This window comes from bacterium (genome assembly GCA_040756715.1).
Classification (GTDB): Bacteria; UBA9089; UBA9088; order UBA9088; family UBA9088; genus JBFLYE01.
In genome coordinates this window covers 1-12,486 of record JBFLYE010000042.1, presented here as the reverse complement: position 1 = coordinate 12,486, position 12,486 = coordinate 1, and the positions used below count along the sequence as shown (strand labels likewise).

The following is a 12,486-nucleotide window of genomic DNA, read 5'->3' as shown; positions in this document are numbered from 1 at the left end:
CTGCATCGCTCCTTGTCATCCTTAATCTTAAGAAATAGCTCATTTTCATTATCAAATCTTATTTCATCCCTTATCCATTGATGAAAAAATATGGTTATCTCTTTTCCATAAATATTCCTATTGAAGTCAAAAATATGTGTCTCAAGGATAAGGTTTTTTTCATCAAATGTCGGTCTTATCCCAAGATTTGCCATTCCATTAAATATTTCATTATCTACCCTTATTTTTACAAAATATACCCCTTTTCTTGGGCAAAACAAATTTTCATCCCAGATAAGATTTGCAGTGGGAAAACCAAATTTTTTTCCCCTTCCTTGCGATAAAAAAACAATTCCAGAGAAGCTTAAGGGTCTTTTAAGGAAAGAATTAGCCTCTTTTATCCTTCCTTGTAAAAGGAGGTCTTTTATCAAGGAGGTGCTTATACGGGTATTGGAAAAAGAAATCTCTTCAATAACAAACACCAAAAATCCCTTTTCCTTTCCCATTACCTTAAGCCTCTTCACATTTCCCCTTCTGTTTTTTCCAAAACAAAAATCTTGACCACACCAGAGCTCTTTCATCTTAAGGTTTGTAAGCAAAAGCTCTATATATTGAGAGGGAGAGAGCCCTTCTATTCTGTTAAAATCAGCAAGAACAAGGTGTTTTATCCCTAATTCAGCAAGGATTCTATCCCTCTCCTTTTCCTGAAGAATGTATTGAGAAGATCTTGGATGTTGTAAAAATGTAAAAAGAATAGGGGTAATATTGCTCTTTTTTGAAGATTCTATTGCCTGTTTTATCAAATGTTGATGGCCAATGTGAAGTCCATCAAAGATTCCTGGGATAATACAACTAGGATAATTTAAGATGGGAATATCACCCTTGTGGATAATCATTAAATTCGCAATTATAAAAGGTCATTATAGGTTGCAATAATCTTTATAGGCCTTAAAATCCCCTTTTTATTTTCTCCTATTCCAATAAAAATTCCATCCCTGGTTGATATTTTTAGCAAACCCTCCTTTCCCTCTATCCTCACTGGTCTTCCCTCCATTATTCTTTCAGCATCCTCTATTACTGCCTCATCCATAAAATAAAGGGCATCGCTCATTGAGATTATAAAGCCTTCTATTTTTTTCTCTTTGGCTTTTTCCTTGAGGGATTCTAATGTAACTGCATTTTCAATAGAAAATTTACCAATAGCTGTTCTTCTTAAAAAGCTTAAGGATGCACCTGTACCTAATGCCTCTCCCATATCAAAGAATAATGTTCTAATGTATGTTCCGCCAGAGCATGCTGTTTTAAACGTTGCCTCTGGTTGTTTTCCATCCATAAAATCAATAAGCTCTAATTGATAAATAGAAACCCTCCTTTTTTCTCTCTCAACGATTTTCCCCTCCCTTGCCAATTCATAAAGCCTTCTTCCTTGATGATGAAGGGCTGATACCATGGGAGGAATTTGCTCAATTGTTCCTATGAATCCTGGAATTGCCTTCTCTATATCACCTTTTGCAAGAAAGGAGGCATCCTTTTCAGATTGTATATTCCCCCAAATGTCCTGGGTATCTGTGGTTATACCAAATTTTGCCTTGGCAATATATCTCTTTTCAAGTGGATAGAAGAAGGGTATAATCTTTGTTGCCTTTCCAACAAAGACAAGAAGGAGACCGGTTGCTTGAGGATCAAGGGTTCCACCATGTCCTACCTTTCTTTTAAGAAGGCGTTTTACCTTCAAAACAGCATCAGATGAGGTAAGCCCTCCTGGTTTATCTAGCAATAACAATCCATCCATTGGTATGTGTTTATCTGTTCTAAAATTCGCTAAACATATAGGATTTTTTACGGTTGGTACAAAACAACCTTATTCCTTCCAGCCTCTTTTGCTGCATAGAGGCATTTGTCTGCTTTAGCAAATATATCCTTGCTTGTTTCAATCCCAGGATTTGGGTATACGGCTACACCAAGGCTTGCTGTAGCCTTATGGGGCTTTCCACCAAATGTCATGGGTGTGCTTTCAATATTTTTTCTTATCTTTTCTGCATAATCATAAGCAACATTCTGCAATGTCTCAGGAAGGACAACGGCAAATTCATCACCACCAAACCTGGCAATAAGCCCCTTTCCATTCATTGTCTTTTTTATTATATCCGATATAGTAGTAATAAGCCTATTTCCCTCTGCATGTCCAAATGTATCGTTGATATATTTTAGCTTATCAAAATCAATCATAATCAATCCTAATGGTTTTTTGTATGATTCTGCATAGGAAAATTCCTTTAAAAGATAATCCTCAAGATACCTATAGTTGTAAGTCTTGGTAAGCTCATCCTTTTCTGCCATCTCCTTTATCTTGGCAAATAGCTCAACCCTCTCAAGGGTTTCTGAAACCTGATGTGAGATAATCCTAAGAAGCCTCCTTTTCAAGGGTGGAAATGGCTCTTTATTGAATGAATGGATAGACAAAAGCCCCTTTGTTTTATCACCATAAAGGATAGGTAATATAAGCTCATTTTGAAACTCCTTTAAGCCAACCCAGAATAGCTCCTCCTTTGTCCCCTTTTCTGTAAAGAATTCCGGCTTCTTTGCTGACTGCTCTGGATTATTCTTCTTCCAAAAGGATTCCATATTCTCCTCAATTGACTTTATGCAATGGTCACTTATAAAACAGGTTTGCTTTATCTCGCCAATCAGCCTTTCTTCGTCAAGATAGAGGTAAGCAGATGCATGGTAGTTAAAGAATGGCTGGATTCTCTCTAATATCCAGGACAATATCTCCCTTGGTTTTGACATCTTTGGTGCCTCAGTTGAGATGGAATACAAAATGCCAAGCTCCTCTGTTTGTGCGGCAAGCTCCTCCTTTTCTTTTATTGTCTCCTCAAGCCTTTTCTCAAGCTCCTCCTTTTCTATAATCAGTTTTTCACTTTCCTTTATCTTTGTCTTTAGCTCATCCCTTTCTTTTATAAGGCTATTTATTGCCTCATTGAGCTTCTGCCTTTCTCTCTCAAGCTCTGTTTTGTCCTTGATGTGCTTTTCCTTTTCCTCAAGGAGCTCCATCTTTATCTTAAGGAATTCTTCCTTTTCCCTTAATTTGTTCTCTAAATCTTCCTTTGATTGGATAAGGGCCTGCTTTTCAACCACTATCTTTTCCTTTGTTTCCTGATCCTTTGCAATCTCCTTTACTACCTTTTCCTTTTCCTCGCTATATTCTTTTATTTCCTTTGCATTCTTAATGGCAATTGCTGCATGTCCTGCAATTATTGAAATCATCTTCAGGTCTGTTTCATTAAATGGTGCCCTAGAAGATTTATTATTCACATTCAATATGCCAAATATCTCATCTCCCACCCTTAAGGGTGCAGAAATTAGAGACTTTGTATAGTATTTTGGCTGGCTTTTTTCTATATTAAACCTAGGATCTTCTGTTATATCCTTAACCAACAAAGGCTCTCCTGTTTTGCATACATATCCTACAATGCCTGCTCCCTTTTTAAATGTCCTTTTTGTAATTGCCTCCTCCAAGCCTACAGATGCCTTTATGGATAGCCCGTCTGTTGTTGGATCAAGGATCATTAAAGAGCATATCTCTGCATCCATTGCCTTTGCCGCAAGGTTGACAATCAAGGAATATAGCTTTGAAGGCTCTAAGGTAAGAAGCAAATAACGAGATTTCTCAAACAGTTCATAGAACCTTGTAATGCTTGCTATTTCACCCTCCTTTCCTGTATATTTTACCCTTTCTGCAAGAAGGTTTATTGAGGCATTTGCAAGCTGAAAGATAAGGCTTACATCTGTCTCTAGTCCTCCTATGGTAACAGTGGGAATTGCCTTCAGGGTATAAAGGAATGCCTTTGTATCAAGGTGTAATTTTGCCGAGACCTGTTCGTAGTAATGGAGGTCTTTTCCTGCATCAACCAGTTGGCATCCATATATCATCCCTACTAATTCACCCCTTGAGAGAAGGGGGATAATGTAGCCTAAAAACTCTGCCTGACAGGAAAATACCGTGGGTTGTCTGCTTAGCAGGACATTGTTAGAGATTGAGACAAAGCTTTGGCTGCATAGCCTTCTTCCCTCCTCTTTCTCTTTAATCATTCTGCAAAATACCCTATCTTTCTCATAGATTTCTACCGGTTTTCTTTCTTTGTCAACCACCATAAATGGAGGGATGCCAAATTTTTTCTCAATGGTATCCTTTATTGTTTTCCACTCAAGGGATTGAATAAATTTGTTTAATATATCATCCATATAGTCGCTTCGCTTAAATTGTAAATTTTAAATTTTCTTTAACCTTCAATTTGCAATTTTAATATAGGCCTCTTTTCTTAATTCTTTAATAAATTGTGAAAGATATTCCTCAAGCCTTTTTTCTTTAAGTTTTTCCTCAATTAAACCTAAAATTTCATATTGTAGATCATCCCTTGTTTCATCTTTTGTTTTTTGCCTTATTCTTCCTTTTACCTCCATAAAAAGCTCATCCCTTATTTTTGCCAAATGAAGGCTTTCTGTTTCTCTCTTTTCACCCCCTTTTATGATATAAAATTTCTTCCCTACCTTAAATGGGTGGCTTATTTTTCCTTCATCAAGACTGAATGCCTGTTTTGAAAATTCCTCCTGCATCTCAGGATAGCAAAAAAATCCGGTATTTTTAATTTCTAAACCTGTTGTTCCAAATTTTGTAAGCTTAAGGAATGCCTCTTGAGCATCTTTTTCATTTTCTGCTTCGACAAAATCAACACAAACCTCATTTTGATACCTATCAAAATTTAAAAGAAGCTCATCTTCAGCTATCCTTATCCTTTCCTTAAAAAGGTTTATAAGCCTTGCCCGTAATATATCATTTTTTATTCTTAATTTTAAACAGGACTCATCTATTCCCTGTGCTTGCAAAGCCTCTTTGAACAAAGAGGGAGAAGAAAACGAGTTTTTTATCCCTTCTATTCTCTCAAGAATCAGGGTATCAGAAACCACAATTCCTAATTCAGCTGCTTTCTTTTGAAGAAGGATGTTGTCAATTATTGCTCCAATGTCCTTTTTTTCATAAGAGAGTTCTCTCTGGGTAATTATCTCGTCCTCTACCTTTGCAATTATCCTGTCATCGCAGCAAAGGTTAAATGTTACACATAAGAAAAACAAAAAAACTTTCTTCATATCTTAAGCATAATATAAAAATACAAGAAAATCAAGAAGAAAATTTACAAAAAGAAAAGTATTTGACAAATCATATTTACTTTTGATAAATTTATGTAATGAATATAATTGTAGCAATATGCCTGGCGGTTTTAACCTGCACCATCCTTTTCGTGGGTATATATTTTGTCTCTGCCCTTTCTTCCCTAAAGAAGACAATAGATGAAATTGGCGAGCTTGTGGTTTATATAAAAGCCGAGATGCTTGGATTAAAAGGCTCTATCTGTAAAGGACTAGATGCTATAAATATGTGCTCATCTATAATAAATGAGGTATCTGGTGGTTTTAAAACAATAAAAGAGAAGGTAATTACACCATTTGCCTTTATGCTTGGTATATATGCAGGAGTAAAATCTGGTCTAAATATTTTTCTAAAAGGGGGTGATAAAGATGGAGACAAGGGATAATAATCTAGCCCTTATATTCGCATTTACAGCGGGTGCAGCCTGCGGAGTAATCGCAGGCATTCTTCTTGCTCCTCAATCAGGAGAGGAAACAAGAAAAAAGATAAGGGAGGCAGGTGAGAAAATAAGGGAAAGGGGTGGTGTTCTTGTTGAAAAGGCACAGGGTCTAATAGAAGAGGAAAAAGAAAAGATAGAGGAATTTGTAGAGCATGAAAAAGGGGCTTTAAAAGAAAAGAAATCCATAATTGCAAAGGCTGTTGCAGCAGGAAAAAAGGCAATGAATGAAGAGATTGAGAGGATAAAAGAAAAGGCTTAATTTGAAAATATTTCTTGTCTTTCTTCCTATCTTTTTTATGGGATGCTGCCCATCAAAAGAGGCTTCTTTTAAAACAACAAAAGCTAATTCTTCCAAAAAGGAGATTTATCTTCAAAGGGCAAATTGCTATATTGGCTCAGAGAGCTATTCATTGGCAGAGAAAGAAATAAAAAAGGCAATTGAGATTTCTCCAGAGGATGGAAAGCTTTATCTTATCCTAGGAAGCATATATGATAAGAAAAATGAAAATAAAAAGGCGATCGAAGCATATATTGCTGGAATAAGGCTTTCTCACAAGACAAAAAATGAAAAAATTGGCACCCCTTCTTCTTATAATCCTTTTATCCCATTGCACAAAAGAGAAATTACCCAAGGAAAGCCCTGAGAGAATTCCTTATCACACAGATTATGGGCTTTCAATCCTCCTATATCCAGAATACAAGAAGGTGAAGGAGAATGAAAATGGTGTTTTGTTTTCAAGGGATAATGAGGGAGATATTGCAATTATTGTTTTTAGGGAAACCTCAAAAGAGATAAAAAGATATTACTCCCTTTCTTTTGGCAGATCAAGTTTCAGATTAGAAAATTGCGATAGCTATATCTTTACAGAGAAGCAAAAAGAGGGGTTTAGGGAATTTTTGAAAACAAGGCTTGAGATATTTCCCCATCAAAGGGACATTCAAGTTACAATAATTGCAAAAGAAACAAAAAAGAGGTATAATAAAATGTTCGAGATACTTTCAACCATAAAGATAGAATGAAAACCCGTTTTGCTCCAGCACCCACAGGATACCTCCATCTGGGAGGAGCCAGAACAGCCCTGTTTAGCTGGCTTTATGCAAGAAAGAATAAGGGAAAATTTGTCCTACGCATTGAGGATACGGATATCAAAAGGGAGAAAGAAGATGCGGTTTCGGGAATCCTTGAGGGTTTAAAATGGCTTGGGATAGATTGGGATGAAGGTCCCTATTTCCAAAGCAAAAGACTAAATATTTATCAAGAATATGCAAATATCCTTCTTAAAAAACAAAAGGCATATTATTGTTTTTGCACAAAGAGAGAGCTTGAGATAAGGAGATATGAGGCAGCTAAATTAGGTCTTCCACCAGGATATGATGGAAAGTGTAGAAGCCTTACAAGAGAAGAAAGGAGCATTTTAGAAAAGAAAAGAAAACCAAGCATAAGATTTCTTGTTCCTGATTGCAAGATAGTATTTTCTGACCTCATCAGGGGAGAGCTTGAGTTTGATAGCAAGACAATATCGGATTTTATTATCCTGCGTTCGGATGGGATTCCCACCTACAATTTTGCCTGTGTTATAGACGATAGCCTTATGGAAATAACAGATGTTATAAGGGGAGAAGACCATATCTCAAACACACCAAAGCAAATCTTGCTCTATAATGCCCTTGGTTTTAAAATCCCACAATTTGCTCATCTTCCCCTTATCTTTGGCCCTGATAAAACACCCTTGTCCAAGAGGCATGGGGCAATGGATGTCCTCTCTTATAGAGAAAGGGGTTTTTTACCAAATGCAATGATAAACTATATCTCCCTCCTTGGCTTCTCAACCGAGGATAGTAAGCAGATAATGAGCAAGGATGAGCTTATTTCTTTGTTTTCCTTTGTTAGGGTTCAAAAGGGAGGGGCAATATTTGATCTGAATAAGCTTCTCTGGATGAATGGAGAGTATATAAGAAAGGAAGATAGGCAAAAGCTTATTGAACTTTCTTTAGATATCTTTAAGGGAAAAGATAGAGAGTGGCAGGGAGAGGTAATTGAGCTTTTCAGGGAAAGGATAAAGACCATATCCGACCTTAAAAAAGAGGCCGATTTCCTCTTAGAGGATGAAATAGAAATAGATAAAAAGGCAGAGGAGGATTTCCTAAAAAAAGATGGTGTTTTAAATAACCTAAAAGCAACCTTAAATGCTTTAAAAAACCTTGAGCCTTTTACCAAAGAGACAACCGAAAAAACCCTGCGAGAGCTTGCCTTAAACCTTAATGTTAAAACAAAAGAGATATTCCATCCCCTTCGTGTTGTGGTAACCGGAAGGTCTGTCTCTCCTCCACTTTTTGACACCCTTTCCCTACTTGGAAAAAAGCTGGTATTAAAAAGGCTTAATTTTGCTATTTTCGGAAGGAACACCTATAGTTAATTCCATAACGCTTTACAAAATGTATGTGTTTAGATAATCTTAAGGAAAACTTTATAAAATTATGAATTTTGAATGTTGAATTTTGAATTAAAAAAGGAAAAACTTTATATAAAATTATGAATTTTGAATGTTGAATTTTGAATTAAAAGGGGAAAATTTTATAAAACTTAAACCTTCAATCCAAAATTCAAAATTTAGAATTCAAAATTGCTTAAAAGGGGGATGAATTTTTAAACAGATAAACACACACCCTAAATCTTTATTCTACCTTTTAATGAATCCCCAATCTCTGCAGGCCTGCCTTGATGATTGCAGAAAGAAGAGAGGGGTATGAGATGCCTGAAATGCTTGCCATCTTTGCTAAGTGCCCATCATAGCACCAGCCAGGATTGGGATTTACCTCAAGGAGCTTTGGATTTCCGTCAGCATCAAACCTCCAATCAAACCGGCAATAATCCCTGCATTCAAGCCTCTCAAATAGCTTAAGGGAGGAATCAATAATAAGGTCTTTTGTCTCATCAGAAATATTTGCGGGTATGGATTTTATCTTCCAATATGGGGAACTGGAAAGCCATTTTGCCTCATAGCCACATATCCTTGGAAGGTCTGGTGGAAGCTCTGAATAATCCTCCTCTATAATGGGAAGGATATTGTAGTCATCTGGCGGATTTCCTATTATCCCAACACTTATATCCTTTCCCGTAAGGAATTTCTCAACCAAAATGGGCTTTTCATAGCCAAATTTTTCCCTTATCCAGAGGATTGCCTGGGTAAGTTCGTCAATGTTATTGACCACGCTTTTCTGGGTTATCCCAAAGCTTGAATCACCAAAATTTGGTTTTACAATAACAGGAAAATTTATGGTAAGCTCAAATATAGAGTCTCCTGGTTTTATGAAGAATGCATCGGAAACAGGGACACCCATTTCAGAGGCAACACCCCTAACCAGGGATTTATCATAGCAAAATGCAAGGCATTGTGGCCCTCCTCCTGTATAGGGAAGACCAAGCACCTCTAAAAGGGATGGAATGTGGAGCTCCTTCCTTGCATCATTGTTATATCCCTCATCACATAGATTAAGGACAAGGTCTGTTTTCCCAACCAGCCTTGAAAGGTCAGAAACAATGGTATTGTGGGAGTTAAGATAGGTGAATTGGTATTGGGAAAGCTCTCTTAAGGCATTCTTAAGCTGGTCAATGGTATAGAAATCATCATCGTCAAATTGATAATCGGGCTTTAGTAGATCGGGCTTGGTTGGGTCTCCAAGGATTACAGCTATATTTAACATTGCCTTTTCTTTCCTTTTTACCGGTGTCCAATTTTTCCTGACCTCAGCGGTTATAAGCATCCTTTTCTCCATCATCCCCAAATCCTGATTTCTTTCTGAGGTTGCTGATATTCCATTGCCATTAAAGGAGATATTGGAAAAATTTGCGTTTTTAAGAAGGTTTGAGATATCATCCTTTGTGTATAGCCTTTCTGCATAGAATTGGTCTGCAATTACGCCCTTTTCTACATCTGTGATCACCTCCCTTGAGATAAGCCTTTGGCCATCTAATGATAATGACCTTTCCCTGCAGACAAAATGGTTTTTATCTATCCACTCCCAGGACCTTGGATTAAAATTTGTCTTTAGATACTCGCCATCAGCCAATTCTATAAGAAGCCTTCCCCAGGGTTTAAGAATCCTAAATACCTCATAAAGAACCTTTATATCATCCTTGATTGATTCAAAATATCCAAAGCTATTGCCTAAGATTAGAACAATATCAAATGTATCAGGGGGATATGGGAGCTTTCTTGCATCACCCTCTTTAAACTTGATATTAAGCCCCTCCTTCTTTGATAATGTTTTTGCTTTATAGATAAGATAATGCGATCTGTCAAGACCCTCTACATTCAAAAACCCCCTCCTGGCAAGCTCTAATGTATGCCTTCCCTGGCCACAGCACAGATCAAGGATTTTTTCCTCATTCTTTGGGTTTAGTAGAGAAAGGATTAAAGAAATTTCATCTTTGGTTATCCTTTGGTCATCTATAACATCTCCGTCTGTCTTAAGATAAAGGGGGTTAAAGATTTTCTTCCACCAATCAGAAGAGACATATTCTTCCAAGTTTGCAACAGGACCAAATACCTTTAGTTTTTGTTGCGGAGGTTTATCCTCCATTTTCCCATTTTGTTGCTTTCTTTCTTTCATTTTTCTTTTCCTTCGGGGTGGGCCGATTTGAACGGCCGACCTCAGCGTCCCGAACGCTGCGCGCTAAACCAAGCTGCGCTACGCCCCGGAATAATAGGTTCTAATATACTGGTTGCCATATATATTTAAGCTTTGCAGAAGTATCTATTTTCGGTTTTATGCCTCCTGTAATACTTAAAATTTCCTCCATTATTCTCTCCATTGGTTCCCTTTCATCTATTATTTTTGGCTCTCCCTTAATCCCAGAGAGCCTTGCTGCCTCTTTAATCGCATCCTGGAATGTCCCTATTTCATCAATCAGGCCAAGCTCTTTTGCCTCTTCTCCGATAAATACCCTTCCATCTGCTATTTCCTTAAGCCTATCCTCTTTAATCTTTCTTTCCCTTGATACAGCATTAAAAAATTGTAAAAATGTTTTATCAATCAGCCCTTGAATTATCCCCCTTTCCTCGCTTGTCATTTCCCTTGCAATTGAGCCTATGTCCTTATATTTTCCACTCTTTATGACATTAAATTTAACCCCTATTTTTCCCATCAGGCTTTCAATGTTTGGAGCAAAAAATATGACGCCAATACTTCCTATTATAGAGCCCTCATTTGCTATAATTTTATCGCCTGCACAAGCAATATAGTATGCACCAGAGCAGGCGAGATCAGCCATTGAGATTACAACCTTTTTTCCATTTTTCTTAAGGGAAAGAATGCCTTTGTATATCTCTTGAGAGGCAGCAATACTTCCTCCCGGGCTATCTATTCGGACAACCAGGGCTTTAATTCTTTTGTCTTTTGCTATCCTTGAAAGCCTCTTGGTTATATAATCAGCACCTTTAAATCCTTGAAAAAATCCAGGCGGTTGGCTTGTTGTCTCAATAGAGCCATAGATGTTAATAATCGCTATTCCCCTTTCTTCAAAAGGCTGAATTTTTTTCCCTTTCCCCTTGCTAATCAGGCTTGCTCCAATAATTATGGAAAGAAGGCACAGAATCAATAAAATCCCAATAAAAACAGCCTCTTTTTTCACTCTTGCTTTCTTAAAGGGTGCCTCACATCCTTTCCTGAGATCATATAGGTTACATTCTCTGCAATGTTTGTGGCATGGTCACCAATTCTTTCAATATATCTGGCAACCGAGATAAGAGCCATAGCCCGCTTTACATTCCCTGAATCCTCCATCATATATGTAAGCAATTCACGGAATATCTGGTCTCTTAAGTTATCAACCTCATCATCCCTCTCTCTCACAGCCTTTGCTAGAGAAACATTTTTTTCCAACAATGATTTTATAGAATCCATTACCATTGACTGGGCTATCTCTGCCATCTTTGGAATGTCAATAAGTGGCTTTAAAGGAGGCTTTGAAAGGAGGTATTCTGCCCTCTCTGCAATATTTATAGCCTCATCGCCAATTCTTTCAATCTCATTGTTAATCTTCATAGAAGATACGACAAATCTAAGGTCAGCGGCAACAGGTTGTCTCAAGGCGAGTATCATAAGCCCCATTTCATCTATTTCCATCTGGAGGTGGTTTATCTTCTCCTCCCGTTCGTAAACACCTTTAAGGATATTAGGATCCCTCTTCTTAAGACCCTTTATGGAAAGGGAAATAGCCTCCTCTGCCAAAGATGCTATTTCCAATACCCTTTTTTTTAAATCCTCAAGCTCCCCTTCTAACCTTTCCATTTTTTTTGTATTATTATATCCATTAAAGGATGATTGTCAATTATTTTTTATTCAAGATGTGATGTATCATTAAAGGTGGTAAGGATAAAAAAGGGGTTTGCCATATTAACAATTGTTATAGAGCCATTTAATGTGGAAATACTCCATACCTTATTAAGGTTCATTTCCAAAAAATGTGCCAGAAATATGCCTATGACACCAGAATGGGTAAATATAAGCCCCCTTTTTTCCTTTTTATTCTTCATAAGCTCATTAAAGAATGAAACAACCCTATCCCTAAATTCAAAAAGGCTTTCTCCATTCTTTGGGACAATTTCAGATGTTTTTTCAAACCAGGTTCTAAATTCTATACTTTTTTTAAATAGCCTTTTTGCAGAAATGCCCTCCCAATCACCAAGGTTTATTTCAGAAAGCCTTTTATCCCTTTCTATTTTGTATTTTCCATCAAGGGCAATCTTTGCTGTGTCATAAGCCCTTCTTAAATGGCTTGAATAGACAAAGTCAAAGGAAATTTTAGCAAGCATATTTTTTAAAAGGCCTGCATGCTTTTTTCCCTTTTTGGAAA

The 12,486-nt window shown here is 37.1% G+C and carries 13 protein-coding genes and 1 tRNA gene; 5 read left to right on the top strand and 9 right to left on the bottom strand.

Annotated features, from left to right (window positions below; translation table 11 throughout):
• The 4 genes from ribF to AB1397_01640 all read right to left on the bottom strand — a co-directional run.
• Positions 1-875: riboflavin biosynthesis protein RibF (gene ribF, locus AB1397_01655; protein ID MEW6481701.1), on the bottom strand; the 875-nt coding region annotated here is incomplete at its 3' end.
• A gap of 11 nt (positions 876-886) precedes the next feature.
• Positions 887-1,771 carry a tRNA pseudouridine(55) synthase TruB gene (gene truB, locus AB1397_01650; GenBank protein ID MEW6481700.1) on the bottom strand — a complete coding sequence of 295 codons (885 nt, stop codon included), beginning with the start codon at positions 1,769-1,771 and terminating at the stop codon, positions 887-889.
• Positions 1,772-1,818: 47 nt separating this feature from the next.
• Positions 1,819-4,224, bottom strand: coding sequence for a diguanylate cyclase (locus AB1397_01645; GenBank protein MEW6481699.1), 2,406 nt, complete (start codon positions 4,222-4,224; stop codon positions 1,819-1,821).
• Between the two features lie 45 nt (positions 4,225-4,269).
• On the bottom strand, positions 4,270-5,127 hold the full coding sequence (locus AB1397_01640; GenBank protein MEW6481698.1) for a SurA N-terminal domain-containing protein: 858 nt from the start codon (positions 5,125-5,127) through the stop codon (positions 4,270-4,272).
• 98 nt (positions 5,128-5,225) lie between these two features.
• Here AB1397_01640 and AB1397_01635 point away from each other — a divergent pair, with 98 nt between their 5' ends.
• From AB1397_01635 to gltX, 5 genes are read left to right on the top strand one after another with little or no spacing between them, the layout of a single operon-like run.
• Entirely contained in the window at positions 5,226-5,573 is a 348-nt protein-coding gene (locus tag AB1397_01635) for a hypothetical protein (protein MEW6481697.1), read from the top strand.
• Positions 5,557-5,886: a YtxH domain-containing protein gene (locus tag AB1397_01630; protein MEW6481696.1), complete on the top strand. Its 330-nt coding sequence runs from the start codon at positions 5,557-5,559 to the stop codon at positions 5,884-5,886. Before AB1397_01635 ends, AB1397_01630 begins: the two co-directional genes overlap by 17 nt.
• Position 5,887: 1 nt before the next feature.
• The gene (locus AB1397_01625; GenBank protein ID MEW6481695.1) at positions 5,888-6,271 is read left to right on the top strand and encodes a hypothetical protein; all 384 of its coding nucleotides are present in this window, start codon (positions 5,888-5,890) and stop codon (positions 6,269-6,271) included.
• Positions 6,192-6,647 carry a hypothetical protein gene (locus AB1397_01620; protein MEW6481694.1) on the top strand — a complete coding sequence of 152 codons (456 nt, stop codon included), beginning with the start codon at positions 6,192-6,194 and terminating at the stop codon, positions 6,645-6,647. The genes AB1397_01625 and AB1397_01620 overlap by 80 nt, the downstream gene beginning before the upstream one ends.
• Positions 6,644-8,044 carry a glutamate--tRNA ligase gene (gene gltX / locus AB1397_01615; protein MEW6481693.1) on the top strand — a complete coding sequence of 467 codons (1,401 nt, stop codon included), beginning with the start codon at positions 6,644-6,646 and terminating at the stop codon, positions 8,042-8,044. Before AB1397_01620 ends, gltX begins: the two co-directional genes overlap by 4 nt.
• Before the next feature lie 271 nt (positions 8,045-8,315).
• On the opposite strand, the gene AB1397_01610 is transcribed toward gltX, so the two are convergent.
• From AB1397_01610 to AB1397_01590, 5 genes are all read right to left on the bottom strand, one after another.
• The gene (locus tag AB1397_01610; protein ID MEW6481692.1) at positions 8,316-10,211 is read right to left on the bottom strand and encodes a methyltransferase domain-containing protein; all 1,896 of its coding nucleotides are present in this window, start codon (positions 10,209-10,211) and stop codon (positions 8,316-8,318) included.
• A gap of 42 nt (positions 10,212-10,253) precedes the next feature.
• Positions 10,254-10,329 (bottom strand) — tRNA-Pro (locus AB1397_01605).
• A 12-nt stretch (positions 10,330-10,341) separates the two neighbouring features.
• Positions 10,342-11,262, bottom strand: coding sequence for a signal peptide peptidase SppA (gene sppA / locus AB1397_01600; protein ID MEW6481691.1), 921 nt, complete (start codon positions 11,260-11,262; stop codon positions 10,342-10,344).
• Positions 11,259-11,921, bottom strand: coding sequence for a phosphate signaling complex protein PhoU (gene phoU / locus AB1397_01595; GenBank protein MEW6481690.1), 663 nt, complete (start codon positions 11,919-11,921; stop codon positions 11,259-11,261). The genes sppA and phoU overlap by 4 nt, the downstream gene beginning before the upstream one ends.
• A gap of 47 nt (positions 11,922-11,968) precedes the next feature.
• Positions 11,969-12,486 (bottom strand): histidine phosphatase family protein (locus AB1397_01590; GenBank protein ID MEW6481689.1); only part of this gene is annotated, 518 nt, incomplete at its 5' end.